A 25,035-nucleotide genomic window follows, 5' to 3' on the forward strand; every position below is an offset into this window, starting at 1 on the left:
TGGAAGGAATCAATGGACGGGGCGTGTCCGTAATACGCCCGGGTGCAGGGTGCCCGTGTACGGGACCTGAATGCAAAAACCCCCTGAAATCTGCACATGAAACTTGGCGGAATCATCAGATGTTCAGGGGGCCCAAAGCAGGCGCGTTGCCTGCAAAGGATTATAACGCATGTTCAACATAACACAATATACCCCCGCCATAAGTGCAGCGTGGGGTGACTGACCAGATAATTCAGCGCGCGGATAACCGCCACCGTGGTACCCATTCCACGGTCTGCAAATGCCCGTTCCCGGCGTATCACCGCCCGGCGGGTTTCAAAAAACTGCCCAGTGTGCTGCAGTTTGCCGTCAACCGTATGGTCAGCCCTGAACGACCGGACGGGATACGTCCGTCTGCCCACCCCCTGGTGGTGCAGCGTATCAGGGCATACCGCCGGCGCGGAATGTCAGCCATGGCCCGGCGGCTGTTCGATGCCCTGGCACTGGCGTTTCTGAATCATGCCAACATTGTCACCGGTGTGGTGACCCTCAATTATGGCCAGCTGGCAGAAGCCCTGAGTCCCCGGGATGAACACGGTGAGGTGCTGGAGTCGCAGGCGGTGACGGCCCGGCGCATCAGCAATGCCATCCAGCTGTTTTACCGTACCGGTATTGCCGTGCCACCGCCGGACCTGGCGGATAACTGGGACAGCATCAACAAAACCCGTCTGCCCCGTTACATCACCCTGACCGATGAAGGATTCCGGATACTCGGGGTGCGTGAGGACGACCTGAATAAGGCCCGCGAACACCGGCTGCATAACCTGCGTACCGAACGTGAGGACTGGAGCCTGGATGCGGAGAGCCTGCGGAAGGACTGGTATGCAGATGCGCGGATGAATGCCCTGATTTCACGCCGGACCCGGGCGGCTGACGGCAAATTCCGCCGGCGCATGAAATCCCTGCCGTTTGAGGAGCGCAAGCGCGAAGTGGCCAGCCGGATACTGCGGCGCCACGGCACGGAAGCCCGGCACATGCCCGCGAGACGGTTTGAGAAGATGGTGTGGGACAACCTGTACCAGCTCGACCTGGTGGACTTCGGCACACCGCCGCCCCTTCACTGACCCTGCTTTTCAGCCATCCGCCTGACGGCGGAGGCGTCCCCGCGTCCGTATCCCGCCACTGTTCACTTCCTGTACAAATCCCTGCCAGCCTGACCACCCGACAGACGTCATTCTGACACCCGTTCCCCCGGTTTCACCTGACCGGAAAAGTTATCCACCCTTAACTGCAAATAAGCAGGAGAGGTTAGCGGCAACTGTCACGGGCGTTAACCGCAAGACCTACATAACCCCCTCATATAACAATAAAGAACAGTTATACAGGCCGCAGAATCTGTGAATAACGTGGACAACCCCCAACAGCGGAAAAGGCCTTCGCCTGCAGCGTCCTGACGGACGCGCCGCTCAGAAAAAAGCAGATGCACCTCCCACCACTGCGTGGCGGGCCCCAACACCAAAATAGTTACAACATACGCAAAGAGCCAGACCCTTACCCACCTGCCACCGCAGCCTTCATTCTGAGGCACAACTGCCCACGAACACCCACAGAATTTCCGTACCTGCACCATCGTGCCCCTCTCCCCCCTGAAAAGCGCCGCCGCCCCGGGCCACCGGCCCGGAACACCATCGCTTTCAGAAGGGTGTTGTAACTAGTTGGTTTTGGTGTTGCTTTAGGTGGTGTGGCTGTTGAGTTCCGGAGAACACGCTCGTAAGCGCCCTTAACAGGGCGCATAACGCGGAGATACGCCACGGCTAAAGCCGTGACCACTCCGGCCGCGTACCGGTAGTTTTACGTGGCTTTAAGCGGGTATGGCTTGTCAGGGTGGAGGGGTCGATTGGTGAAACCTTTTGATGGTGTACCGGCTGTGCCGGGCTTCGGCGGTTTACGTTCAGGGCAGTCTGTCACACCTGTGCTGCCGCCTTTCATGAACCGTCCATAACGAAAACAACACTCACCTTTGAGTGCTTTCTGCAGCATTTAGTGTACTGTATTGGAAAATGGAAATTTTCCCACGTTAAGACTGCTTTTTGTACAATTTGGCATCGACTGTGCGTAATGGCCTATATTTCCCGGACACCAGCTTAAGATTATTACGCCAGACGTAATCTCCACTCAGATTGATATGTTCCCAACCCAGAAGAGAAAGATGAGATACCAGTTGCTCATTAATCGAGATGCCTTTTCGTTTCAATGACTCAATGACTATTTCTATAGATGCATGGCTGACGATTCCAACGTAGAATCAACTCTAACTAGATAAAATCAACAGATTGATCACCCGCAACGTACCTGAACACGTTCATTCGGAGCCTGCCATTCCGGTGCTTTCGTTATTTTGTTGCATTTCGAGTGGAAATAGGCCTTTCAACCACAGCCAGAGAGACACATCATTATGTCATCACCAACCATGGTTCAGGAATACCCGGAACTCAATACTCTTAACCCCCTGCTGAACAGTATTGTTGATAAAACCGTTGATAATGTTGCACGAAAACTGATCGGCGGTTTTCGTAATAAACGAAATTCTCAACCGAATGCCAAGGCCCCCAACCTCAGTACAACGGTGGATGATACGCTTAACGCCACGTCGTCTGCGAGTGTGCTTGCCGTGGCGAATCGGGGTGTTCAGTGGAAGGAAATGATAAGCAAAAGTTTCACTCATGGCATTTCCTCTATTTCCACCATGAAGTTTGATGGACAGTTCACGATCAAGAATGGTGTGCCGGAAGGCCTGAAAGATGTGCCAAATTCCCCGGGGGTCTATGTGGTTTATGACAGCGCCGGTGAGGTGCGGTATATCGGCGATGCGAAGGATTTACAGAAACGGTGGCATGCCGGGCATCTGAATGAAAATAAAAACGCCAAAAAGAATGGTACAGAATACAAAATGGCGGCGGAGTTTGAAGAGGGCTGCACCGTCAAATTTATGGTCATGGATTCGGCAGAGACGGCAGCAGCGGTCGAGGCTAACATTTTAAAAAATGAGAAACCCCCGGTAAATAAGAAAGAAGAGCTGTGCACAGAACAGGGTACGCGTTCTAATATCGAAGCAAAAAAAATGAAAGATGCGGCAAACGAGGCGGGAGGTCTGGCCTTTGGCGCAGGGAAAGAGGCATTAAAAAATGTCGGGTGGGATGTGTTGGAAACACTCAGTACCACGATGATTAAAGCATTGAAGGATGAAGTTGTTGACCTGTTTATCACCCAGAAAGCGCAGGTGAAAATCCGTCTAAAACGCTTTTTTGATAAAATATGGAAGGTTATCGTTAACCTGATAAAAGCTCCGTTAAATCTGCTTAGAGGTTTATTCGAGTTCGTGTTAAATGCACTGTCTCAGGCCATCGGGAAAATTTATCAGTTAGCAAAAAATATCTATGATCTGGGCATGGCGGCACTCTCACTGATGAAGGGTAGCAAAACCATGACCAGGGAAGAAACCATCTATAAGGTCTCTGAGGTCATTATCACCAGCGGGACTCTGGTGTTCTGGGATGCGGTAGAACCGGTAATTGAATCCGGTATGGTGGCTCTTTTTGCTCCACTGGCTCCCTTTGCCCCTTATATTTCTGCCTCCCTGTGCGCAATGGGATTTGGGTTGAGCAGTTACCTTTTGGCCGATATCGTCCCTAAAACCGTCAGCCTGATACTCTCAACAGAACCTGCCTATACCGCAAAAGGACGGGAGGCTTTCCAGCAGTTGATTGCTAACCATGAAAGCAGTGTGGGTATGGTGGCTGAACTGCAAAAATATGCAGGTAGCACGGTGAATCTGATGAGTGAAACCCGGGAGCATACGGCAGAACTGAACAATGATGTCATCAGACTGACTCGCTTTTCTCTTGCCGAAGAGATTAAAAAGCTGGGAGCGCAGTAATATGACGGTTGTCACGATTGTTGAGAAGAACAAAGACTCCAGCATCGCTGGTTTCAAAAAAAATCTCCACGAAATAGGCAAAAAGCTGAAAGAGGAACAAGAGAGAAGTAAAGGGATACAAAAAGCGGCAGATGACTTCAATAATCGGGGTTTTTTGGGGCGTTGGGGTGGCAGTCTCACCGCGAGAAATGACACTGACTTAGCGGCGATGATTGCAAGCCTAGGTGGCAGTCTGAATATCACCCAGGAAGTGATCGAGTGTTTATTACAAATCCAGTCAGAAAAAAATATCGTTCTGAAGGAGTTCCATCTGGCGTTAATGAATACGATTCGTGACTTGAAACACAACGACACGATGCTGGATCTCAGCAGCCGTGAAAACTCACTGGCTATTCTTGAACATCTGAAATCCCAGGTGGAAGACAAACTGGAACAGGCACAGCGTGTCGAGGAACATGAAGAGGAGATTAGCCGGTTACAGTCATTGAGCTGGCAGCAGGAAGAGATGCTTCAACGTTTACAGGCAGGTCAGGATGAACACGCAATACAGCTTGCCCTCCTGAAGCAGGTTGTCCCAAAATTCGAGCAACAGCAGCAGGAGCAATGGCAACAGTCAGGGAAGCTGGCTCTGGCCCTTGAAGAGCAGGCGGAACAGTACCAGCAACAGTTGGCCTTACTGATGGACAAGCTGACCTTGCAGGAAAACGTCGCAACAGGCATGGCAGCGCGGGTCAGCGAATTAGAGAAGACGTCTCGATTAAAACGTGCAGGACTGCGCGATTACTTGCTGTTTGCGACTAGCGCTCTTGCCGCCGGACTGGTCGTTATCGAAGTGATGCGTTTTAACGGCGTTATTTAACGGCGAGATTTACCCATCTATCATCCGCTGGGATGACTGGGCTGCGCCAGACCGATCAGAAACGGTATTCAATGCGCCTCACATAACCAGCCGGACCAGCCCGAGCAGCAGCAGGTGCCCGGCATAGGCCAACCAAAAGAACGTCTGGGGCATAAACCGCCGGCCATCCGGTGACTGCCCGGTTACGGCCGTCAGGACACACAACGGCAGCATCACCGTGGGGAGGACCGCCATCACCAGGGTGGCCAGTGGCCACTGTGGCAACAGCGACAGCCCGTTGAGGGTCAGCAGGGAGACGCACAGGCCGCCGGTCAGCCACTGCCGGTAACGCACCAGACCGGGGTGAAAATACAGTGCGGCACAGAGTGCCAGTACCACCCCCTGCAGCCCGTAACTGGCCGGGGTCAGTGGCCACAGCAGAAGCACCAGAATGGCCAGCCCCGTCAGGGTTCCCCGCCGGCCCGCCCGGTCTGTCAGGGCCAGCAGCTGGGTGACGCCGGCGAACACAAACAGGATGTTCAGGGCGTACCAGGGCACCAGACCGTAAAAGGCCAGGGTGAAGCAGGGTTGTGTCACCACCGCCCACAGCCAGCAACGGTTTGCCCAGGCCTGCAGCGACCTGCCCGGACGATTCAGGTTGACGGCCCACATCAGGGTGAACAGGGGAAACGCCATCCGTCCCAGGGCATACAGCTCCGGCCGTGACGGGGACAGAAACAGGGTGTTGATATGGTCGCCCAGCATCGCCAGCAGGGCCACCAGTTTCACCCAGTCCAGTTCCCGGGGACTCAGGGTGGCAGCCAGTGACAGAACCGGTGTCCGGGGACGGGGTTTCAGGGAGAGCAGGTTCAGCATTCAGGTAATCCAGTTGGCGCCGGCATTCCCGGATAATATAGTCCTGTGCCCAGTGCCAGAATAACCGGCCGGACAGGGAAGGAACCCTGACACCGGCTTTTTCCAGTATTTTTCTGGCAACGGACTCACGTTTATCCCGTAAAATCAACAGGGCCTGGTGTGTATTTCCCTGTGCAAGGCACAGGCGCAAAATATGAAAGTCATTCATGTATTATCCTCCCTTAATAATATCATTTATCGGCGCACATTGATAATATATAAGGAGAGAAGTGTTTAATATTGTATCTGTTTTCGCGGGAGGTGTTACATTAATAATAAAAGCAATAAAACATTGCCAGCACAGCCATATTAAGATAGAAAATAATATATTATCTGAATGTGTTTATTACCGGGGGTGTAATATGAACAAAATGGATCTTGTCAGGCAGTTACGAAAAATTAAATCTGCCGACAATCTGGATAAAGTGGCTGAACATATGGAAATGAAACTGTCCGGGGATGACCGGTTTATCCTCCGGGAGGCGGCAGACCACCGGCGGGCAGAAATTGCCATGAACCGTTTTTTTGACCGGGTGCCCAAAGAGGCCTGGAAGTATGTGCGCTGACCAGTGGAGATGACGTAATGAACCCGCCCAAATTTTGCCACCTTTTAGACAGGATGTTTGATTACGTCCTTTTGCTACGTAAATCATCTTTCATCGCATCAATCATGTCTTTTTCTAAAATTTCATTTTTCCTGGCTTCATCATCAGTATAAACAGCTTCACTTATAAGACTGGCAACTTTGTCTGAACCAAATAGCCTGACCTTCATGTGTGCAAGCCCAAAATCTTTAGATGTCTCATGATTTTTTATGACTGATATCTTATGTAACGCCAAAAGAATCCCGATATATGCGTCACAAGTTTCAGCATATTGAGTTTTATTGCTACCAGATTTTTTATTTAAAAAATAATCCACAATTGATTTTAAAATGGCACCTAAACCAACCCCACCTAAAATCGCTAAGAGAGAATCCATTTTTATCCTTAAAATCATGTAGTTAATTTGATAGTTAAGTCTGAAATTACATTAAATCACGCCTGCCCAGCCATATTACGAGCAAGCGTTCGATAACCAGTGGGTGTGGTGGCGGTCAGTCCCGGCTCTCATTCACCTGGATAGTGACCGGCAGGCCTGCATCAAAACAGGCCTGATACCAGTCAGCCACCTGCAGGGGATCTCCCTCCTTCATCTGGCGTATGCCACAGGCATCCGTCAACTGCAGACAGGTGGTACCGTTCAGACGGACCACATAAGCCGCTTCCCGGAGGGTGTAATGTTCATCACCGAGCTGCAACGCCACCGCGTCACTGGCAGCCGTCTGGCGTAATGGCAAACACCGGACTTCTGTCTGGCGTTGTCGTGCAGTTTCAGCATCGAGTGCTTCCTGGTAGAGCGGTTCTGCAATCTTGCGGCCGGCATCCGTCAGTTCGACGGCCAGCTGCAGGTTCGGGGCGCGCAGGGTGCGCAGCCAGCCCGCAACTTCCATCCGGCGGCAGGAGGCCCGCAGGTTTGGCCCGTACACCGGGGCGTCCCCGCCCTGCGCCAGCACCCGCTCAATATCCCGCGTGGCCACTGGCCCCGGCCGTTTTGCATCGAGGGCGGCCAGCACAATCAGTATCCTTTTCTGCAGTGGCGACGGCCGGCGGGCGTTTTCTGCCGTCACGCGTCCTCCCCTTTACCGGCTTTCATGAGTGAAGCCAGATACTGAAAGTCCCTGTTCACGCGTTCAACGTCAGGCAGGAGCGGATAGCCACGCATCACGAGAGTATGCCAGAAATGCAGCAAGTCATGGGCTTTCGTCAGCGCCTGGACATAGTGGTCGGTGCCCTGGCGGAGATCACATCTTTTAATCTCGTTTTCAGTTACCTCTAAAAGCAGCTCGTAGCTGAGTGAAAACGTCACGTCGTTATCCATCCTGCACACTCCATCTGATAATACTGAATCCGGGCTGACACTATACCTAATATGATTTACTAATAATATGGTTATATAATATCAGATATGATTAATGTATAAATTACAAATATCATATCCAATATGATTTTATTTAATTAATCATAAAATCATATTCTGTACCGATTTCCTGTCGCACAGATCCGAAAACCTCCAGAGTCGGAAGTGCTGCTCCTGAACCCTCTGCCTGGCCGGATGGTATAGTGAGCTTTTAAATCGGGACTGGAGGATTGAATGGGAAATTATTATGATTTTGAGACTGAGTTTGTTCAGAGAACCCTTGCGCTTATTGATCAGTACAACATAATGATTGAAGGCTGGCCATTCCCGGAACAGTACAACTACACACTGACCCTGAACTGCCTTCTGGGCCTTATTGTTTTGCCTAAAGAGAGGGCGTTTACTTTCATTCCTTCCACCCGTTTAACGCAAGAACTTAAAGCCGAAATGGGGTTGCATCAGTCACAGTTGCCCGGGCCTGAAATGAACCTGCGGGAGCTTATTCATAAAATGCGAAATTCCGTGGCCCATTTCTGTGTCCAGATTGAGTCAGTCACCGACGAACACCTCGTTAACCGTATTGTTTTTAAGGAGGCCCGTGGAGAAAGAGATGGCTATGCAACTTTCAGTGCTCCGGAGCTTTTGCCCTTTCTGAAATATTATGCGTCTTTGCTGCTCAACAATATGGGGCATCGACAGGCGCCAACTCCGGCCGTCTGAGGTCTGTAGGAGCGCTTCAATATGTTCACTCTCGATTGTTCAACACGGGATCAGGCTCTCCTTTCGCTGTCGGCCGGATTTGGTTGCACTGTACCTGAGCTTTCAGCAGTGTTGCTGACACACCATGCCTAATCTTTACCCCGGCACTCCGCTGCGTCGTTCGGAGCTGCATCTTGTCAGACAAATTTTTAACGGGCTTACCCGTATCAATGAGAATACTGGCACACTAGAGCCCGATCTCGCACATCAATGGCGTCAGGTTGACGAACTGCACTGGCGATTCTATTTGCGCCCAGGTGTGTTGTTTCACGACGGACGGGAGCTGACCAGCGAAGATGTGGTTGAATCGTTGACCCGCTGCGCGAGCAATCCGCTTTTCTCTCATATTCAGCGTATCTGTCAGGGCGGTGCACTGAGTGTAGTGGTTGAGCTCAGCCAGGCAGACCCACAACTTCCGCTTTTATTGTCTCACCCGACAGCGCTGATTTTGCCTGCCGACCACGCCTTGCGTGCGGATTTTGCCGCACATCCCGTTGGCACCGGACCATATCAGGTGAGTGAAAATAACGACTGGCGTCTGCTTCTAAAAGCCTATGACCGCTATTTCGGCTTTCGGGCCTTGCTTGATGAGGTGGAAGTATTGATGTGGGCTGATCTTGCCACGCTGTCATTAAGTGATAAACCGGCCAAATCGACAGCAGTTAATGCCGTGCCCGGGCAGTCTGCCGCTTGGCTGAGTTCAAGCATTAGTGACGTGGATTATGCTGCCGGTCGTGCGGTTAATTTCACAGGTAAACCGTCTGACCTTTCAAACGAGATGTTTCTTGAGCGCGGCGGGTACTTTTTGCTTTGTGACAGCCGCTCCAGCCAGTGGCAGAGCATTGAAAACCGACGCTGGCTGCGCGAAAAGCTCAATCCGAACCTGTTAATACAGAAACTGATCGAGCCGATCCGACAATTTTGGGTGCCGACAGGGAGCCTGTTACCTGCATGGTTTCACTGTATGGATGCCGGTCAATCGCAGCCGCCAAAAATACCTTGCCGGTTAAAGTTAGCTTATCACGCACAGCACCCTGAATACCGGATGTTGGCTGGTGATATGAGAGATGTTCTTGCCGATTCTGGCGTCGACCTCGAACTCATCGAATTAGAGTACGAACGCTGGGCCACAGGAGAGGTAAAAGTGGACCTCTGGCTGGGAACAGTCAACTTTCCTGTTCCCGAAGCATGGAATGTAGGGGCATGGTTGTTGGGTATGCCCTTGTTAAAGGGCCACATTTCCGGGGGCAATACCGTCATTTTCAACCAGTGGTTGCGACAGTGGCGAGAAGAAACGTTGACCTCTCAGCAACTGGTGCAAAATGTGGTGGGGGAGGGGTGGTTGCAGCCGCTGTTCCATCACTGGATGCGCCTGAAAGGGCCTGAGCAGGCTCAGGGGATCCACCTGAACAATCTCGGCTGGTTCGATTTTAAATCAACATGGATGGAGCCTGAGTAACCTGCAGTTCGGTTGTGCTTTGCATGATGTCAGGAAGATAACCTTCTGAGACGACACATTATTTGATTCAGGGTACGGGATGACGATAACAGTGTTCACATGACAAAATAAGTTTTCACTCTACCTGATACAGGCTTCACTATGTTCCGAATACTTGCACTCTTTCTTGGTGATGCTGCCAACTTACTGATTTAGTGTATGATGGTGTTTTTGAGGTGCTCCAGTGGCTTCTGTTTCTATCAGCTGTCCCTCCTGTTCAGCTACTGACGGGGTGGTGCGTAACGGCAAAAGCACTGCCGGACATCAGCGCTATCTCTGCCCTCACTGCCGTAAAACATGGCAACTGCAGTTCACTTACACCGCTTCTCAACCCGGTACGCACCAGAAAATCATTGATATGGCCATGAATGGTGCTGGATGCCGGGCAACCGCCCGCATTATGGGCGTTGGCCTCAACACGATTTTACGTCACTTAAAAAACTCAGGCCGCAGTCGGTAACCTCGCGCATACCGCCGGGCAGTGACGTCATCCTCTGCGCGGAAATGGACGAACAGTGGGGCTATGTCGGGGATAAATCGCGCCAGCGCTGGCTGTTTTACGCGTATGACAGGCTCCGGAAGACGGTTGTTGCGCACGTATTCGGTGAACGCACTATGGCGACGCTGGGGCGTCTTATGAGCCTGCTGTCACCCTTTGACGTGGTGATATGGATGACGGATGGCTGGCCGCTGTATGAATCACGCCTGAAGGGAAAGCTGCACGTAATCAGCAAGCGATATACGCAGCGCATTGAGCGGCATAACCTGAATCTGAGGCAGCACCTGGCACGGCTGGGACGGAAGTCGCTGTCGTTCTCAAAATCGGTGGAGCTGCATGACAAAGTCATCGGGCATTATCTGAACATAAAACACTATCAGTAAGTTGGAGTCATTACCTCAACAGCACGCCGTGGACTCCGAGTCGCACCAGAAACGTCCGATCGTAAGAGACTGTTGGCCGTTCACGTACATACTCACCACAGAAAACCATTCAGACTTTTATCGGGAATAACAATGTCAGCGTGTTGACTATGGAAGGCTCAAAGCCAAAACGGGTGTAAAAACATTTAACTTCTTCATTCAGCGCATGCACGGCCAGTGCTCTCACCCCGACCTGAAAGGCAATGTTTTGCGTACGGTAGATAGCATCCTTAAGAAGTGCGGCACCAAGCCCATTCCCGGACCAGGCTTGGTCGATGGCAAGCCGTCCCAAAACAATGACTGGAATAACATCAGGCGCGTTGCGTCTATAGGCCCCAGGCACTGTGTTACGGTGGACGCTACCCGAAGATAAACAATAATAACCGATGACCCGGTTAGTGTTTTCTGCGCAGACGACATAGACACGGGAAATGCCGGTACTGTGGTTTCTGAGAGCCTTCTTCTTTAACCACTCATTAAGGGCAGGCTCCTGGCAGCAGAACTCAGCGATGTTATGTTCAGACGTCAGGGACTCAGGCGCTCTCATTCCCATGGTGATTTGCGGTTCATCAGGTTATCGATTCGCGCCTGGCGCTCCGGCGTTATTGGGGCGTCAAGCTCTTCAATAAACGCCTCAAACTGATTGTCATTGAGGAGGAACAGGCGTTGATCAAGCAGAATGTCCTGTGCCTCCCTGCAGGCAACCTCAAGCATAAAATCAGTCCGTGATTTTGAGACCAGGCTTGCGGCCATGTCGATCAGGTCACGCTGTGATGTTTTGGCCCGGATATTAATCGGAGCTTCACGAACGTCTGGTTTCATAGATACCTCATGTGTAGCATATTTATACACAATTATAGCCTTTGTATATAGAAACGCTATACAAATCTGGCACACTTTCGTCGATCAGAAACACGAGCCGCGTTGTATCATCATGCATCTTTCAGGACTTATAAAGTTGTATCCAGCTGATAATTTCATCAAGCTGCTGGTTGTCCAGTTGGCCGCAGTTTTCAAACACCGCTGCAGCTAAGATACCCTGCATTCTCTCGGTTGACGAACCTACACCAGCAACCGCTCCCATTCCCTGTCTTCCATCATCTGTCAGCACTCCTCTGCCGCTGCCGGTAAGAAACTGCTTCGCTTCGATGCTCATTTATTTTCTCCATAACATAGTAGGTGTTAATTCTGTTAAAGCGCTCGCCCCTCAGGCCAGTTCGCCACTTTCGGTGATAAGCGTGAGAACAAGCCGGGTATTCACACTCAGAGAGATGGGATCTCAAAAAATTTATGACTTCGCCGGAAAGACAGCCAGCTCAGTCTCGTTGCCGAGACTGAGGCCTTCCTGCGCTCTGCGCTGACCCGCGCTGAAGAAAAGATCGAGGAAGACGAACGGGAGATAGAACACCTGAGGGCTCAGATAGAAAAACTGCGCCGCGAGGTGGCACAGGCCGAAGCGCTGCTGAAACAGCGCGAACAGGCGAGCGATCGTTACAGTGGGCGGGAAGACGACCCGCAGGTTCCCCGCCAGCTCCGTCAGTCCCGGCACCGTCGTCCGCTTCCGGAACATCTTCCCCGTGAGATACTCCGGCTGGAGCCGGAAGAAACCTGCTGCCCGGCATGTGGCGGTGAAATGGCGTACCTCAGCGAAGTCAGCGCGGAGCAGCTGGAGCTGGTTGCCAGCGCCCTGAAAGTGATCCGCACAGTGCGGGTAAAAAAAACCTGCACAAAATGTGACGGTATCGTGGAAGCTCCCGCGCCGTCACGTCCTGTCGAGCGGGGTATCGCCGGACCGGGTCTGCTGGCCCGTGTGTTAACAGCCAAATACTGTGAACATCTGCCGCTGTACCGCCAGACGGAAATCCTTACCCGTCAGGGGGTGGAGCTGAGCCGCGCACTGCTCTCCAACTGGGTGGATGCGTGCTGCCGTTTAATGGCGCCGCTGGACGAAGCCCTTTACCTGTCCGGAGATGGCGGGTCAAGATCACTTTCCCACCGACTGGTCAAAGGTATCGCATACAGTAGACATCCCCCGGGCGCGCAGCATTCAGAACCAGAGACATCCTGACATGATTATTTTATGGGTTGACACGCATTATATGGCTTCGGTGGCATGCTCTATGTATAGAAAATCCTATACCAAGCATAAAATGCATTATTTTTAATATACCTTCTGTCTTTCTAAACTCGCATCCAACCTTAAATGATGTGAGAAATGATCATGCCTTTTGTTGTGTATATCTTCACCCTGAGCGCATTTGCCCTGGGCCTGGCAGAGTTTGTACCCATTGGACTCAGCGATGTCATGGCTTCGAGCCTAAATGTCACCGTTGAACAGGTCGGCGCGACTGTCACTGCCTATGCATTGGGTGCAACATTCTCTGCACCAATCCTGACCGCACTAACAGCCAGTTGGTCCAGAAAAAATGTCATGCTCGTGACGGCTCTGGTATTTACCCTGGGGAGCTTCGTGGCTGCTTTTGCTTCCACACTCTCCGCAATGGTTGTTGCACGCTTTGTGGCTGGCATCGGGCATGGATTATTCCTGGCTGTAGCTGCAAGCACCGCAGCGAAGCTAAATCGTAAGCGTACAGCGTAAACCGTCTGGTCATAATCTGAAGCATCCGACAAAGTGGTGTCCACCAATAAGTAGTGGGAACCAAAGTGTCAGATATGCAGAAAAATATGACTCCAGGCAGGCGTAAAGGCTGCCCTAATTATTCTCCTGAGTTTAAACAACAGCTCGTTGCTGCCTCCTGCGAACCCGGGATATCCATCTCAAAGCTGGCGCTTGAAAATGGCATTAATGCCAATCTGCTCTTTAAATGGCGCCAGCAGTGGCGCGAGGGAAAGCTGCTATTACCTTCTTCAGAAATCCCTGGAAAGCTGGTTGCGTGAAAAGATGAAAACTCTGTCGCGACACTCGGAGCTGGCGAAGGCGTTCACGTATGCGCTAAACCAGTGGCCGGCGCTGACATACTATGCAGATGATGGCTGGGCCGAGGCGGACAATAACATCGCTGAAAATGCGTTGCGGATGGTCAGTCTGGGGAGAAAGAACTGGCTGTTCTTCGGCTCTAACCACGGTGGTGAGCGGGGTGCACTGCTGTACAGCCTGATCGGGACGTGCAAGCTGAACAGCATGGATCCAGAAGGCTACCTCCGCTATGTGCTTGACGTCATCGCCGACTGGCCAGTCAACCGGGTCAGCGAACTGCTACCCTGGCGCATAGTACTGCCAACTGAATAACGCATCCCCGTCAATACGGCTCTCGCTGTACGCTTACGGTAAGGATGCAGGCTGACGCAGAATTCAGGGCGACCCCGGAGGATATACTGAAACTACAGACCCGCAATGCCGATGGCAATATGGTACCGCTGTCTGCCATAGCCCGTATTGAGCCGACACACGGTCCTGAGCTGGTTACCCGTTATAATGGCTTTACAGCGGTCGATCTCAGTGGCGCGCCTGCTCCAGGCTTTTCTTCAAGTCAGGCGATGGAAGAGATTGAACGTATAGCAAAGAAAACGCTTCCACCCGGCGTAGAGTATGAGTGGACAGACCTGACCTACCAGCAAATCCTTGCAGGCAACAGTGCCGTCTGGATTTTTCCACTCTGTGTATTCCTGGTATTCCTGATACTGGCTGCCCAGTATGAAAGCCTTACACTCCCGCTGGCTGTCATTATGATTGTCCCAATGAGTATTCTTTCCGCGCTTACCGGGGTGTGGCTTACAGATGGGGACAATAATATCTTTACACAGATTGGATTTATCGTTCTGGTCGGGCTGGCATCTAAAAATGCCATTCTAATTGTTGAATTTGCCCGTGAGCTTGAACTTTCAGGTAAGTCTGCCTTTAACGCGGTGAAAGAGGCATGCCGTCTCAGGCTGCGTCCAATTCTGATGACCTCACTGGCATTCATCATGGGCGTAATCCCGCTGATGGTATCGCATGGCGCTGGCGCTGAGATGCGTCAGGCAATTGGGATATCGGTATTCTCTGGCATGCTTGGCGTCACCCTTTTGGGCTTGTTTATGACCCCCGTGTTCTACCTGTTAGCCCGACAAATATCCGGGAAACCTTTGCACTCGGCCTCATTACCGGACGCGCCTGAGGAACGGCCGGTAACAGAACAGGCTTCAGACTAAAAATTCATGATGACCTTTCAACAGCCGGACACTATATGATGCCCGGCTGTTGAATTTATTTATGTTTAAGGACTTCCGGCACAAGCCTGTCAAGAGTAAGTTCAGCAAAGCGGTTCGTAATCAGACATCTCGCCTCTTCAAGCGTATCACTTATTTCATTGTTAACTGCATCCTCTATCTGGCATTTGTCATGCTCAGTCGCCCAGCCTATTGAAAAAAGTTCAGTGCTGCCAATAGCGTGGAAAACCTGAAGGAGAGTGATGTCTCCGAGAGGTTTCTGGAGTGTCCAGCCACCTCCATGCCCTTTTTCAGAATGAATGATACCCGCCTGTTTGAGCCCCTGGAAAAGGCGTCTGACCACAACCGGATTCGTATTAATCATCGAGGCTATATCTTCGGAGGTAACGGGATCGCGGATTTTATCCATATGTATCAGCACGTGTAATGCACGGGACAGCCGGTGGTCTTTTCTCATTTTTAATCCTGTTTGCTGCGGAATCTCTTATGAAACTTTCGTTGTTGCATAAGTGGCGGGATATCATGTATCTTATACTATTACATGATATCCATACAGAGAGTATTTTTATGTCATTCGAAAATGTGTCAGAACAGTTATGGGTCTGCCTCGTCATTGCACTGATGTCCAGTTGCATTTCAATCACCGTCACACAGCAGGAAATGTTTCGCCCGTTGCGTGAATGGATGGTCAAAAAAAATGCCATGATAGGCTACCTTTTCAGTTGTTTTTATTGTTTTAGTCACTGGGTGGTTTTTGCCGGTGTTGCAATTTACAGGCCCGTTCTTGTTCATTCAGGCTTCTGGTTAATTGACCTTGCGGTTACGGCATTCTTTACCATCGGTTTAACGGCCATGTTCAGCGGGATCATTCTGAAAGTGATGAGAAACGCTATTGCCAAGGCGATTGAAGAAAAAGAAATGAAAGACAAGCTGGGTTTGTAACTCGAACGGAGCCTGAAAACCTGGTGATGAAAGCAGGACGGTTAGCCCGGCAATCTGTGCATATAAATGGCACGACTGCTTTACGCTTTCGCACCAGGTTTTGCGATGTTTTTACATTCGTCTTCCACGCAGCTCACAGAGGTACAGGTACAAACTGGTTCTGGCTGCCGGTGTTGATGTGCCGGCAGGTGTTGCTGACATTTTTGTTACGAACGAAAATCCCACAGGTTATTCAGATAAACTTAATATCAGCATGAACTGTTAGCGTCCTGGCGTCTCAGTCCGGTTTGCAGTGAACGTTTGCGCATGAATATCGACAGTTGCAGATTAGTGTGTCGACGTCGCTGCTTCGAGTTGCGCAGGTTCCATCAGTGCGAATGCTGTGCGCATTTTACGTGTCTCCTCTCCGGGGCTTCGACCAAACAGTCTTTTGAACTCCCGATTGAACTGCGACGCACTTTCGTAGCCGACCCGCGCTGCTGCCCCTGCTGCAGTAACGTTATCCCGTATCATCATCAGTCGCGCCTGATGAAGACGCACTGACTTGATGTACTGAATGGGGGAAGTCGCCGCAACGGCTTTGAAATGCGCATGAAAAGCCGGTACGCTCAGGCCAGCTTCGTGCGCAAGTGAAGCCACATCCAGTGGCCGGGCGTAATCGAGGTGGATACGCCGTAACGTACGCGCAATACGTCCAAAGTTGCCATGACAGGCCAGCGCAGCACGAATGGCTCCGCCCTGTTCACCCAGCAGAACACGAAAAATCAGCTCCCGCACAATCCCCGGCCCCAGAACCCGCGCTTCAAGTGGTGAAAATAATACCTTCAGAAGACGAACTGTTGTATCTGCCAGCGTGTCGTCAAGTGGTGTGGAGACAATGCCAACGGGTGAACCTGATGCAGTGGCATGGTGATCGACAGCCACAACCAGGTCTGCCACCGCTGTCATATCCAGACGAATGGATACAGCAAGCAAAGGCTCTGCCGGACTGGCATCTGTCTCACTTGAAAATGGCAGAGGTACTGACAGCACCAGGTAGTGCAACGGGTCGTAGTGGTAAACCCTGTCGGCCAGGTAACCTCTTTTGTGCCCCTGACAGACAATAACAATGCCTGGTTCGTACAACACGGGGGTACGCCCCAGCGCGCCGTCAGCACGCATCAGACGCACGCCATCCAGCAACGTACGGGTGTGACCTTCATGAGGGGCGAGCTGGCAAATCATAGCCGCCATTTCGGACTGTTGAGATATGGAGGGCAATCTTTCTGGCATACAGCAGACCTGATAATTGAATTTAATGATTATATTTTCACCCCCTGCATGCTTAAAAATCAATAAAGAAAATAGGATTAGGCAATGATGCAAGAGTGTCAGGCCTGTCGTCGTAAGTGCCCTCTCTTTATGATACCTGCCTGTTTGATATTCCAATGACATTCCCTGTCCCGCCCGGGGACAGGCAAGGAGGAGTGATGAAAACAGTGGTATCAGAAACGTCTAAGGTGGTCATTCTTACCGGTGCCAGTAGTGGTATAGGTGAGGCCACAGCGCGTCATCTTTCCCGGAAGGGTCATCATTTGTTTATCGGTGCCAGACGTATTGAAAAACTGACCGCACTGGCGACAGAGTTGCGGGCAACGGGGGGTAATGTTGATGCCATGGCAATTGACGTCACGCGACCAGAAGATTTGCAACGCATCGCAGCCAGGGCGCTGGAGAAGCACGGACGCATTGACGCGCTCATAAATAACGCTGGCGTTATGCCACTCTCACCGCTGGCAGCGTTGAAGGTCGAAGAGTGGAACCGCATGCTGGATGTCAATGTACGGGGCGTTCTGCACGGGATAGCCGCCGTCCTGCCGATCATGCAGGAGCAGGGTTATGGTCACATTATTAACATTGCCTCCACAGGCGCATATACGGTCTCGCCCACAGCCGCTGTCTATTGCGCTAGCAAGTTTGCCGTGCGCGCTATTTCTGACGGGCTTCGGCAGGAGACCGATGCGATCCGGGTGACGCTGGTCAGCCCGGGAGTGGTCGAGTCAGAACTTGCCGATCATATTACGGACGAAACAGCCCGGGCTGCCATGCGCGAATTCCGGCGCATCGCCTTACCTCAGGAGCCCGTGGCGCAGGCAATCGCCTATGCCATCGAACAACCCGCTGGCGTAGATATCAGCGAACTCATCGTCCGTCCTGTGGCCAGTCCTCATTAACCGTAAACATGTTTTCATTTATTAAGGAGTGTTCATGTCAGAGTCAGACTCTTTTTCCAGGGGTATGCCCTTTGCAGGCCGTGTTGCGATCGTCACCGGTGCCGCCAGCGGTATCGGCCTGGCGACCGTCGAACTGTTGCACCGCCAGGGCGCACGTATCGTCGCAGTTGGCCGGGGGGATAATGTCAATGCGCTAGCACGTGAAGGCATTGTCCCCGTTGTCGCCGACGTGACTCAGGAAGCCAGTGCGGAACTGGCTGTGCGGACTGCAACAGAACAGTTCGGTCGCCTCGACGTATTAATCAACAACGCTGGCATCATCATCAACCAGCCGGTGGCAGAAATGACGCTCAGGGAATGGAACCAGGTCATGGCTGTTAATGCCACGGGCGCATTCCTTTTCTCAAGGGAAGCCATGCGCCCAATGATGGCGGCAAAATCGGGTGCAATCGTTAATATTGGTTCTTACGCCTGTTATCAGTCTTTTCCCGGTATCGCCGCCTATGCAGCTTCCAAGGGGGCGCTGGCACAGTTAACCCGTACACTCGCGCTGGAAGCTATCACTCACGGTATTCGTGTTAATGCAGTCGGCTCCGGAGATGCGGTGACAAACATCACGAATACAATCCAGCCCGACGGGCAGGCATATCTGGCAGAGCATGGTCGTAAAGCGCCTGTTGGTCGTGCAGCCCACCCCGATGAAATCGCAGAAGTCGCCGCCTTTCTGGCGTCAGACAGGGCCAGTTACATTGTCGGCGCAGTAGTTATGGCCGACGGTGGCATGAGTGTCGCCATTCAGTAATGCAATTCATTTTTCAACAACAGGAGTCTTCATCAATGCAACAACAAACCTCCCCTGCAAAAGTCTGGTTTATCACCGGCGCTGCTCGTGGTATTGGCCTTTCGCTGGCACGCCAGTTAATGGCGCGAGGCGATGCCGTAGCCGCAACCTCCCGCACCCTGACCAGTCTGCGTCAGGCATTCGGCGACGATAACGCGCGACTGCTGGCGCTGGAGGTGGACCTGGTGAACGAAGCCAGCGTTCAAAAAGCCATCGACAGCACCATTGCCGCCTTCGGGCGCATTGACTGTGTGGTCAACAACGCAGGCTACGGCCAGCAGGGCACCATTGAAGCATTAACCGACAGCGAATTACGTCGTAATTTTGATGTTAACGTGTTTGCTCCCCTGCATGTTCTGCGCCATGCCCTGCCGCATATGCGTACGCGGCGCAGCGGCCATATCTTCAACGTGGCGTCGATCGTGGGCTTTCAGGGCGGTTACGCGGGCTGGGGCAGCTATGTCGCCAGCAAATTCGCACTGGCCGGTCTGACCGAAACCCTGGCGGCCGAACTGGCAGAGCTGAACATCAGAGCCACAGTGGTTTATCCTGGACCGGTACGCACCGGGTTTCTGTCGAAAGAGACGCTGGTCGTGGCCCAGCGCACAATCGCTGACTATACCGAAGCTCAGGCCTCGCTGGACCTCCATCTGAACGGTCTGGACGGCAAACAGGCTGGCAATCCTGATAAAGTCGCTTCTCTGATACTGCAGGCGGCCAGTGCTGACGCCCCTCCCGTGCATCTTTTTGCTGGTAAGATTGCCAACACCCTCGCTGAACAAAAAATGCATGCAGTGAGTCAGAACCTTGATGTCTGGCGAAGCGCGTCAGACGCCACGGATTTTGAAGAGTAATAACCCCCGGGGACATGTGAACCACACTGTCCCTGATTTTCTTTCTGGAGGATATCTCATGCATGACAGCCTACCTGCGGAAAAAGCGTACCGTATTCTTGAAGCTGGTCCCGTTATTCTGGTGTCCACGAGGGGGACAGATGGCCGAACGAATCTGATGACCGCAGGTTTTCACATGATGATGCAGCATGCCCCACCGCTGGTCGGTGTGATTATCGGCCCCTGGGATTACAGCTATCAGGCGTTGTCAGATACCGGGGAATGTGTTCTGGCTGTACCGCCAGCCGGGATGGCAAAGGCCGTTGTGGACATCGGTAATTGCTCGGGAGAAACAGACGACAAATTTGCGCGTTTCGGCCTGACCCCCGTTGTCGCGCAATCGGTCAGTGCGCCTCTGATAGATGAATGCGTGGCTAACCTGGAGTGCAGAGTGGTGGATGACCGACAGGTGCGGCGCTATAACCTGTGGGTGCTGGAAGTTCGGAGGATTTGGCTTGACCGCGCATGGCAGGAACTGCGCCTGCTCCACCATCAGGGCGATGGCCGTTTCAGTGTCGACGGAGAGACGCTTGACCTCAGTGACAGGATGGTAAAATGGCGCGACCTGATGGATTGAATGTTCTGCCATGCTAACCAGAATTGGTTAATGGCGATACATTACCGAACATACCGGAAATGTATCGCCATGAATACAGGCGTTCCTCTTCCCCATACCCTGTATGTGGATCATCCGGCAGACTGAGAGAAATTTTTCTTAACTCAATTGGTTAATCAATTAAATCCTTCAAATCCCCGCTTGCATTATGGCTTGAGTAACTGCTGAGCTGCCCGAACAACGGGTCCCATTGCTGGATATCAAGGTGGGCAATAAGGCCTTCACGTGCAAAAGGGTCCGCACCGATCATGGACTGGACTTCATCGCGCGTCTCAGCCCTGAAAATAAGAAACCCCGCCCGCAGTGGCGTGTTTTTGAGCGGACCGGACGCTAACAGTTTGCCCTGTTCTATCAGACCCTTCAGATAAATCACATGCTCGCGCACAAAGGTATTCCACCCGCGGCCGTCCGGATGGTCCATTCTGACAATATAAATGTGCATCGTTTTCGCTGTCCTGTTCATGAGACAAAAAATAAGCATAATAAGTATTAGCAGTTTTTAAAATTCGCCAATATTGAGTTCTGAAACAACCAGGAGTAACGAATGCTGGATAAACTTACCGGAATGCGGGCCTTCGTGGTTGTGGTTCAGACGGGCTCTTTTGTCGCGGCCGCAGACAGACTCGGTATGTCGCCTCAGATGGTGGCCCGCCATATCGCCACACTTGAGAAGCAGCTTGAAACGCGCCTGCTTAACCGAACGACGCGCAGGCAAAGCCTGACGCCGGCAGGATCGCTGTACTACAGGCGTTGTGAAACAATTTTACAGGCCATCGACAGCGCTGACCGGGAAGCAAGCAGTACGAGCGGAGTTCTTGCAGGTACGCTGCGGCTGAATGCGCCGGTAACGTTCGGCCGTTATGTCCTGGTGGATTTTTTGAGCACATTTCTTGAGCGCTACCCGAAAATGCGTATTGAACTTGTTCTTACTGATGACGTTATTAATCCTGCTTCAGAAGATTTTGACCTGGTGATACGAATCGGCGAGCTTGATAAGAAACTCCGGCTTGCGGCAAAACCGTTGCCTGCATACCGATTTATTGCATGTGCTGCTCCTCAATACCTGACAAAGTACGGTCATCCAGAACAACCTTCTGATCTGAAACATCATGAGTGTCTGGTTTTTGCACCCTGGTCTGCGGGGTTAACCCATTACTGGCCTTTTGCCAGCACTGAAGGTCCTGCTGAAGTGATGGTAAACTCTCGCCTGGCGATTAACGACTGGGGAGCAATCCTTGAGGCGGCATTAAGAGGCACAGGTGTGCTGATTGGTTATGAAAAAGAGCTCAGGCGACTTATCAACAGGGAAAAACTCGTTCCTGTCCTGGAGAACTTCACTATTCCCTCACGGGAAATGCATTTGCTCTACGACCCTTCACGGGTAAATGAAAGCAGGTATCAGGTATTTATTGACGAAATGATTGATTATCTTAGCTAATTACCTTGGAAGTTCTGAAAGAACTATCATCGCTGCCTCAGGTGTCATTGCTTACTGTCAGACTCACACAGTTGATTGAGGGCTTTGTTGAATAAATCAGATTTCGGGTAAGTCTCCCCCGTAGCGGGTTGTGTTTTCAGGCAATACGCACGCTTTCAGGCATACCTGCTTTCGTCATTTTGTTCAGCGCTCGTACCAGGGCCATAGCCTCCGCAACCTGACCATCGTAGTCACGCAGCGTCAGTGAACCCCCGAACAGCTGTTTTACCCGGTACATCGCCGTTTCCGCTATCGAGCGACGGTTGTAATCTGTTGTCCATTTCCACCGCGCATTACTCCCGGTCATTCGCTGATTAGCCACTGCACGGTTACGGTCTGCATATTCACCGGGCCAGTAACCCGCACCTTTTCGGGGAGGGATAAGGGCGCTGATTTTCTTACGCCGCAGTTCATCGTGACAGAGCCGGGTGTCGTAAGCGCCGTCTGCCGATGCTGCCCTGATTTTTCTGTGAGTCTGCCGGATAAGACCCGGGAAGGCTTCTGAGTCCGTCACATTGTTCAGCGACAGGTCTGCGCAAATGATTTCATGTGTTTTGCTGTCAACTGCCAGATGCAACTTTCGCCAGATACGACGGCGTTCTTTGCCGTGTTTTTTGACTTTCCATTCGCCTTCACCAAAGACCTTCAGCCCGGTGGAATCAATCACCAGATGCGCAATTTCACCCCGGGTGGGTGTTTTGAAACTGACATTAACCGACTTTGCCCGCTTACTGACACTGGTGTAATCCGGGCAGCGCAACGGAACATTCATCAGTTTAAAAATGGAGTCCATGAAACCCTGTGCAGCCCGCAGGGTCAGCCCGAATACGCGTTTAATGACCAGAACGGTGGTGATGGCGAGATCAGAATAGCGCTGAGGTCTTCCCCGTGATGAAGGCGTTGCCGACTCATACCAGGTATGAATCGCTTCATCATCCAGCCAGAAAGTTATGGAGCCACGGTTGATGAAGGCTTTGTTGTAGGTGGGCCAGTTGGTGATTTTGAACTTTTGCTTTGCCACGGAACGGTCTGCGTTGTCGGGAAGATGCGTGATCTGATCCTTCAACTCAGCAAAAGTTCGATTTATTCAACAAGGCCGAACTCTGACTGATGGAATACAATAACGATCAGCCTCATGAATTCCTGAATAATCGAATCGGACCTCAGATGAATTTATCCGAAGTCTGAAAAATGTCGGGTTCTCTGATTTAGCTTGGCACCGATATTGAGAAGAAACAGTGTAGAGTCAGTCCAAGATTAAGGTCTGGTGAACAATGAACGGATAAAGTAAGCAGGTGTACAGCTCCATGCATGACAATAACTATTGATTTGCATCGCGCCATAAGGAGATGCTTTCGGATTATGTGGATCGAAGGCTTCCCAGAAGGTATCAACCCCGTACTCTGCCATGATTCCCCAGTATCCAAGCACAACATCCTGCGCACCTTGTTTGTCCCCTATTGTTACAAAAGCCGACACAAGATGATGATAAAGGTATGGAGTAAGTGGAGTTATTGCCTTGGGCATTTTCATGACCCTCTGCAATAAATCCTTTCCCGTCTGATTGTCAACAATACCAGCTAGCACCATCCAAATTTGTGACGCCCAGGATATTTGTGAATTTGGCCCACTGACGAATAATTTGGAATCTGATTTCCATAAATAACGCGTTGCAGCATTCGTCATATGTTGAATCAAACTATCCAGCTTTGCACTTGAGGAATTATCTCCAACCAGTTCCGTCAAACTCTTAACTCGTCGACAACAATAAATCATTAACCCCTGCATTGATGCTTGTTTATCCAATCCATCCTGCCAGTCGATAAAAGTGAATGGTCTATCAGGAATTTGAACAACCCCATCATTATTTACATATCGTTCCGTTATTAAGGTAATTTGCTTCAATGCAACGGGTAATAAATGTTCAAGTGTTTGACGGTCGTTTGTTGCAAAATAATAGTCTGCAAGTGTTGGGCCAAATAACGCAGCATAGTCTAGCATGACTCCTTCCCCGGCGGTGGGAGTGGGTTTTTCGTAAACACATGCCGTAACAAAGCCATCACTATTTGTTAGTCCGGCAAAAAGATATAGACACCTTTTAACAAGGTTGTTATTTTTAAAACTGAGATAGTTTGTCAGCGCTTGTAGCCTTAAATCGCCTAACCATAAACGTTGGTCGCGTCGTGGACCATCTTCAAAAGTGGTCTGCATACACTCATGTAATGTTCTCAGACTTATTTTTTCTATTTTTTTCCATTTTTCTGAAAGACCTAAAATATTTGTTTGTTTGTCTTCACCTGCGGAACTAACTGCGATAGTATGAATGTTACTAAATATTATACCAAAATTTTTAGAACCCGACATAACCTCAATTTTCACATACTTATATGCATGACGTCTCGAAATGGTGACCTCATCCGGAAGATGGTCTATATTTATAATTTCATCAGGTAGCCATGATGCACTCAAAGTTCCATTATATGGATACAATGGTTCCAGTACATCACTTGGGACTTCACCAAAAATCAATCTTAATCTGGTAGGCGCATCATTTCCTCTACCAACCCAGTCCATATTAAAAGTTAAAAATCCTGTTACATGATGTGGAAATTCGACGATAAAAAAATCACCAGCATTGACTGGAGTCTCACTAATTGATTTCAATGATCGTGTTTCATCAGAAACCATTTTATATTGTAAAATATTATTTTTGTCGCTAACACCATTTACTAGCTGTACAGCCTGTACAGTACTTTCAATAAGCGTCGGTTTCAATCTTTCTGCAATGCTGATCCACTCAAGGTTATTATATTCCTTAAGGCGCGAGCCAGAAATCATCGGCTTACTAAGCTTAGTTGATTCTTTGGAATCTGCTTTTTTTAAAAGCAAACCACACGATGTAATCATGACTGCCGTTTTAATAATAAGATCTCGCCTGTTCAAATCTAATCCTCTTAATAATTTCATCTTAAAAACCAAAGGTGATAATCTTCATCAAAAGATGAGACGCCTAAAATAGATATATATTCACCATAACAAAATAACCATTGTAGTCAATATTAAAAATTTTGTTTTGG

General features: G+C 50.8%; 26 protein-coding genes and 5 pseudogenes. 18 read left to right on the forward strand and 13 right to left on the reverse strand.

Annotated elements, in window-relative coordinates:
- Nucleotides 1-215: 215 nt before the first annotated feature.
- Nucleotides 216-1,103 (forward strand): plasmid replication initiator RepA, encoded by an 888-nt coding sequence (gene repA, locus DT73_RS20675; protein WP_036114466.1) that lies wholly within the window; start codon nt 216-218, stop codon nt 1,101-1,103.
- A gap of 953 nt (nt 1,104-2,056) precedes the next feature.
- Here the strand turns inward: repA and DT73_RS25965 are convergent.
- Nucleotides 2,057-2,254, reverse strand: a pseudogene (locus DT73_RS25965) (Tn3 family transposase); the annotation flags it as partial.
- A 180-nt stretch (nt 2,255-2,434) separates the two neighbouring features.
- On the opposite strand from DT73_RS25965, the gene DT73_RS20680 reads away from it, so the two are divergent.
- Together DT73_RS20680 and DT73_RS20685 are read left to right on the forward strand one after the other, a co-directional pair.
- Entirely contained in the window at nt 2,435-3,916 is a 1,482-nt protein-coding gene (locus tag DT73_RS20680) for a GIY-YIG nuclease family protein (RefSeq protein WP_036114471.1), read from the forward strand.
- A gap of 1 nt (nt 3,917) precedes the next feature.
- The gene (locus DT73_RS20685) at nt 3,918-4,775 is read left to right on the forward strand and encodes a hypothetical protein (RefSeq protein ID WP_036114490.1); all 858 of its coding nucleotides are present in this window, start codon (nt 3,918-3,920) and stop codon (nt 4,773-4,775) included.
- Between the two features lie 78 nt (nt 4,776-4,853).
- Here the strand turns inward: DT73_RS20685 and DT73_RS20690 are convergent, their stop codons facing one another.
- Nucleotides 4,854-5,630, reverse strand: coding sequence for a TraX family protein (locus DT73_RS20690; protein ID WP_084172339.1), 777 nt, complete (start codon nt 5,628-5,630; stop codon nt 4,854-4,856).
- Between the two features lie 401 nt (nt 5,631-6,031).
- On the opposite strand from DT73_RS20690, the gene DT73_RS26295 reads away from it, so the two are divergent.
- Entirely contained in the window at nt 6,032-6,235 is a 204-nt protein-coding gene (locus DT73_RS26295) for an Hha/YmoA family nucleoid-associated regulatory protein (protein WP_036114630.1), read from the forward strand.
- A 61-nt stretch (nt 6,236-6,296) separates the two neighbouring features.
- On the opposite strand, the gene DT73_RS20700 is transcribed toward DT73_RS26295, so the two are convergent.
- The 3 genes from DT73_RS20700 to DT73_RS20710 form a co-directional block, all read right to left on the reverse strand.
- Nucleotides 6,297-6,650: a hypothetical protein gene (locus DT73_RS20700; RefSeq protein WP_036114497.1), complete on the reverse strand. Its 354-nt coding sequence runs from the start codon at nt 6,648-6,650 to the stop codon at nt 6,297-6,299.
- Between the two features lie 115 nt (nt 6,651-6,765).
- Nucleotides 6,766-7,284 (reverse strand): hypothetical protein, encoded by a 519-nt coding sequence (locus DT73_RS20705; RefSeq protein WP_051691502.1) that lies wholly within the window; start codon nt 7,282-7,284, stop codon nt 6,766-6,768.
- 50 nt (nt 7,285-7,334) lie between these two features.
- The gene (locus tag DT73_RS20710; RefSeq protein ID WP_036114505.1) at nt 7,335-7,589 is read right to left on the reverse strand and encodes a hypothetical protein; all 255 of its coding nucleotides are present in this window, start codon (nt 7,587-7,589) and stop codon (nt 7,335-7,337) included.
- Between the two features lie 273 nt (nt 7,590-7,862).
- Here DT73_RS20710 and DT73_RS20715 point away from each other — a divergent pair, with 273 nt between their 5' ends.
- From DT73_RS20715 to DT73_RS20725, 3 genes and pseudogenes are all read left to right on the forward strand, one after another.
- On the forward strand, nt 7,863-8,348 hold the full coding sequence (locus DT73_RS20715; RefSeq protein WP_036114509.1) for a HEPN family nuclease: 486 nt from the start codon (nt 7,863-7,865) through the stop codon (nt 8,346-8,348).
- A gap of 121 nt (nt 8,349-8,469) precedes the next feature.
- Nucleotides 8,470-9,846: pseudogene (locus DT73_RS20720) on the forward strand (ABC transporter substrate-binding protein); the annotation flags it as partial.
- A 223-nt stretch (nt 9,847-10,069) separates the two neighbouring features.
- Nucleotides 10,070-10,767, forward strand: a protein-coding gene (locus DT73_RS20725; RefSeq protein WP_235234559.1) for an IS1 family transposase whose coding sequence is annotated in 2 segments (ribosomal slippage) — nt 10,070-10,319 and nt 10,319-10,767 — 699 coding nt in all. Because the reading frame shifts where the segments join, the coding sequence is not laid out codon by codon here.
- A gap of 109 nt (nt 10,768-10,876) precedes the next feature.
- Here the strand turns inward: DT73_RS20725 and DT73_RS20730 are convergent.
- From DT73_RS20730 to DT73_RS20740, 3 genes are all read right to left on the reverse strand, one after another.
- Nucleotides 10,877-11,359: a GNAT family N-acetyltransferase gene (locus tag DT73_RS20730; RefSeq protein WP_036114515.1), complete on the reverse strand. Its 483-nt coding sequence runs from the start codon at nt 11,357-11,359 to the stop codon at nt 10,877-10,879.
- Nucleotides 11,350-11,628: a DUF1778 domain-containing protein gene (locus tag DT73_RS20735; RefSeq protein WP_004902250.1), complete on the reverse strand. Its 279-nt coding sequence runs from the start codon at nt 11,626-11,628 to the stop codon at nt 11,350-11,352. Before DT73_RS20735 ends, DT73_RS20730 begins: the two co-directional genes overlap by 10 nt.
- Nucleotides 11,629-11,749: 121 nt before the next feature.
- Nucleotides 11,750-11,962 carry a hypothetical protein gene (locus tag DT73_RS20740; protein WP_036114524.1) on the reverse strand — a complete coding sequence of 71 codons (213 nt, stop codon included), beginning with the start codon at nt 11,960-11,962 and terminating at the stop codon, nt 11,750-11,752.
- Nucleotides 11,963-12,100: 138 nt separating this feature from the next.
- Here DT73_RS20740 and DT73_RS20745 point away from each other — a divergent pair.
- From DT73_RS20745 to DT73_RS20760, 5 genes and pseudogenes are all read left to right on the forward strand, one after another.
- Nucleotides 12,101-12,766: pseudogene (locus tag DT73_RS20745) on the forward strand (transposase); the annotation flags it as partial.
- 261 nt (nt 12,767-13,027) lie between these two features.
- The gene (locus DT73_RS20750) at nt 13,028-13,405 is read left to right on the forward strand and encodes an MFS transporter (RefSeq protein WP_036114526.1); all 378 of its coding nucleotides are present in this window, start codon (nt 13,028-13,030) and stop codon (nt 13,403-13,405) included.
- 86 nt (nt 13,406-13,491) lie between these two features.
- Complete coding sequence (locus tag DT73_RS25735) at nt 13,492-13,704, forward strand: transposase (RefSeq protein WP_235234569.1); 213 nt, start codon at nt 13,492-13,494, stop codon at nt 13,702-13,704.
- Nucleotides 13,673-14,056 (forward strand): annotated as a pseudogene (locus DT73_RS20755) (transposase); the annotation flags it as partial. The gene DT73_RS25735 and the pseudogene DT73_RS20755, both read left to right, overlap by 32 nt.
- 29 nt (nt 14,057-14,085) lie before the next feature.
- Nucleotides 14,086-14,958: pseudogene (locus DT73_RS20760) on the forward strand (efflux RND transporter permease subunit); the annotation flags it as partial.
- A 55-nt stretch (nt 14,959-15,013) separates the two neighbouring features.
- On the opposite strand, the gene DT73_RS20765 reads toward DT73_RS20760, so the two are convergent.
- Nucleotides 15,014-15,385: an Rrf2 family transcriptional regulator gene (locus tag DT73_RS20765; RefSeq protein WP_235234560.1), complete on the reverse strand. Its 372-nt coding sequence runs from the start codon at nt 15,383-15,385 to the stop codon at nt 15,014-15,016.
- A 17-nt stretch (nt 15,386-15,402) separates the two neighbouring features.
- Between DT73_RS20765 and DT73_RS20770 the strand changes: the two genes are divergently transcribed.
- Nucleotides 15,403-15,918, forward strand: a complete 516-nt coding sequence (locus tag DT73_RS20770; RefSeq protein ID WP_369792657.1) for a hypothetical protein — start codon at nt 15,403-15,405, stop codon at nt 15,916-15,918.
- 327 nt (nt 15,919-16,245) lie between these two features.
- Here the strand turns inward: DT73_RS20770 and DT73_RS20775 are convergent, their stop codons facing one another.
- Entirely contained in the window at nt 16,246-17,190 is a 945-nt protein-coding gene (locus DT73_RS20775; RefSeq protein ID WP_051691497.1) for an AraC family transcriptional regulator, read from the reverse strand.
- A gap of 197 nt (nt 17,191-17,387) precedes the next feature.
- Between DT73_RS20775 and DT73_RS20780 the strand changes: the two genes are divergently transcribed.
- From DT73_RS20780 to DT73_RS20795, 4 genes are read left to right on the forward strand one after another with little or no spacing between them, the layout of a single operon-like run.
- Nucleotides 17,388-18,131 (forward strand): SDR family oxidoreductase, encoded by a 744-nt coding sequence (locus tag DT73_RS20780; protein WP_036114533.1) that lies wholly within the window; start codon nt 17,388-17,390, stop codon nt 18,129-18,131.
- Nucleotides 18,132-18,165: 34 nt separating this feature from the next.
- Complete coding sequence (locus DT73_RS20785; protein ID WP_036114534.1) at nt 18,166-18,933, forward strand: SDR family NAD(P)-dependent oxidoreductase; 768 nt, start codon at nt 18,166-18,168, stop codon at nt 18,931-18,933.
- Between the two features lie 35 nt (nt 18,934-18,968).
- Nucleotides 18,969-19,826, forward strand: a complete 858-nt coding sequence (locus tag DT73_RS20790; protein WP_036114535.1) for an SDR family oxidoreductase — start codon at nt 18,969-18,971, stop codon at nt 19,824-19,826.
- A gap of 58 nt (nt 19,827-19,884) precedes the next feature.
- On the forward strand, nt 19,885-20,442 hold the full coding sequence (locus tag DT73_RS20795; RefSeq protein WP_036114536.1) for a flavin reductase family protein: 558 nt from the start codon (nt 19,885-19,887) through the stop codon (nt 20,440-20,442).
- A gap of 151 nt (nt 20,443-20,593) precedes the next feature.
- Here DT73_RS20795 and DT73_RS20800 read toward each other — a convergent pair whose 3' ends face one another.
- Complete coding sequence (locus tag DT73_RS20800) at nt 20,594-20,923, reverse strand: YciI family protein (RefSeq protein ID WP_036114537.1); 330 nt, start codon at nt 20,921-20,923, stop codon at nt 20,594-20,596.
- A 102-nt stretch (nt 20,924-21,025) separates the two neighbouring features.
- On the opposite strand from DT73_RS20800, the gene DT73_RS20805 reads away from it, so the two are divergent.
- Nucleotides 21,026-21,919, forward strand: a complete 894-nt coding sequence (locus DT73_RS20805; protein WP_036114540.1) for a LysR family transcriptional regulator — start codon at nt 21,026-21,028, stop codon at nt 21,917-21,919.
- Nucleotides 21,920-22,055: 136 nt separating this feature from the next.
- On the opposite strand, the gene DT73_RS20810 is transcribed toward DT73_RS20805, so the two are convergent.
- Both DT73_RS20810 and DT73_RS20815 read right to left on the reverse strand, forming a co-directional pair.
- Nucleotides 22,056-23,024: an IS5 family transposase gene (locus tag DT73_RS20810; RefSeq protein WP_084172340.1), complete on the reverse strand. Its 969-nt coding sequence runs from the start codon at nt 23,022-23,024 to the stop codon at nt 22,056-22,058.
- 191 nt (nt 23,025-23,215) lie between these two features.
- Nucleotides 23,216-24,925: a sugar hydrolase gene (locus DT73_RS20815; RefSeq protein ID WP_200874810.1), complete on the reverse strand. Its 1,710-nt coding sequence runs from the start codon at nt 24,923-24,925 to the stop codon at nt 23,216-23,218.
- Nucleotides 24,926-25,035: the final 110 nt, after the last annotated feature.

The organism is Mangrovibacter sp. MFB070 (genome assembly GCF_000705335.1).
Lineage (GTDB): Bacteria > Pseudomonadota > Gammaproteobacteria > Enterobacterales > Enterobacteriaceae > Mangrovibacter > Mangrovibacter plantisponsor.

Coding starts and splice junctions, on each gene's coding strand:
- DT73_RS20785 (WP_036114534.1), top strand. CDS start 18,166: ATGTCAGAGTCAGACTCTTTTTCCAGGGGTATGCCCTTTGCAGGCCGT.
- DT73_RS26295 (WP_036114630.1), top strand. CDS start 6,032: ATGAACAAAATGGATCTTGTCAGGCAGTTACGAAAAATTAAATCTGCC.
- DT73_RS20795 (WP_036114536.1), top strand. CDS start 19,885: ATGCATGACAGCCTACCTGCGGAAAAAGCGTACCGTATTCTTGAAGCT.
- DT73_RS20815 (WP_200874810.1), bottom strand. CDS start 24,925: ATGAAATTATTAAGAGGATTAGATTTGAACAGGCGAGATCTTATTATT.
- DT73_RS20780 (WP_036114533.1), top strand. CDS start 17,388: ATGAAAACAGTGGTATCAGAAACGTCTAAGGTGGTCATTCTTACCGGT.
- DT73_RS20700 (WP_036114497.1), bottom strand. CDS start 6,650: ATGGATTCTCTCTTAGCGATTTTAGGTGGGGTTGGTTTAGGTGCCATT.
- DT73_RS20715 (WP_036114509.1), top strand. CDS start 7,863: ATGGGAAATTATTATGATTTTGAGACTGAGTTTGTTCAGAGAACCCTT.
- DT73_RS20680 (WP_036114471.1), top strand. CDS start 2,435: ATGTCATCACCAACCATGGTTCAGGAATACCCGGAACTCAATACTCTT.
- DT73_RS20770 (WP_369792657.1), top strand. CDS start 15,403: ATGCACGGGACAGCCGGTGGTCTTTTCTCATTTTTAATCCTGTTTGCT.
- DT73_RS20805 (WP_036114540.1), top strand. CDS start 21,026: ATGCTGGATAAACTTACCGGAATGCGGGCCTTCGTGGTTGTGGTTCAG.
- DT73_RS20735 (WP_004902250.1), bottom strand. CDS start 11,628: ATGAAACCAGACGTTCGTGAAGCTCCGATTAATATCCGGGCCAAAACA.
- DT73_RS20750 (WP_036114526.1), top strand. CDS start 13,028: ATGCCTTTTGTTGTGTATATCTTCACCCTGAGCGCATTTGCCCTGGGC.
- DT73_RS20765 (WP_235234560.1), bottom strand. CDS start 15,385: ATGGATAAAATCCGCGATCCCGTTACCTCCGAAGATATAGCCTCGATG.
- DT73_RS20800 (WP_036114537.1), bottom strand. CDS start 20,923: ATGCACATTTATATTGTCAGAATGGACCATCCGGACGGCCGCGGGTGG.
- DT73_RS20790 (WP_036114535.1), top strand. CDS start 18,969: ATGCAACAACAAACCTCCCCTGCAAAAGTCTGGTTTATCACCGGCGCT.
- DT73_RS25735 (WP_235234569.1), top strand. CDS start 13,492: ATGACTCCAGGCAGGCGTAAAGGCTGCCCTAATTATTCTCCTGAGTTT.
- DT73_RS20740 (WP_036114524.1), bottom strand. CDS start 11,962: ATGAGCATCGAAGCGAAGCAGTTTCTTACCGGCAGCGGCAGAGGAGTG.
- DT73_RS20710 (WP_036114505.1), bottom strand. CDS start 7,589: ATGGATAACGACGTGACGTTTTCACTCAGCTACGAGCTGCTTTTAGAG.
- DT73_RS20730 (WP_036114515.1), bottom strand. CDS start 11,359: ATGGGAATGAGAGCGCCTGAGTCCCTGACGTCTGAACATAACATCGCT.
- DT73_RS20775 (WP_051691497.1), bottom strand. CDS start 17,190: ATGCCAGAAAGATTGCCCTCCATATCTCAACAGTCCGAAATGGCGGCT.
- DT73_RS20690 (WP_084172339.1), bottom strand. CDS start 5,630: ATGCTGAACCTGCTCTCCCTGAAACCCCGTCCCCGGACACCGGTTCTG.
- DT73_RS20685 (WP_036114490.1), top strand. CDS start 3,918: ATGACGGTTGTCACGATTGTTGAGAAGAACAAAGACTCCAGCATCGCT.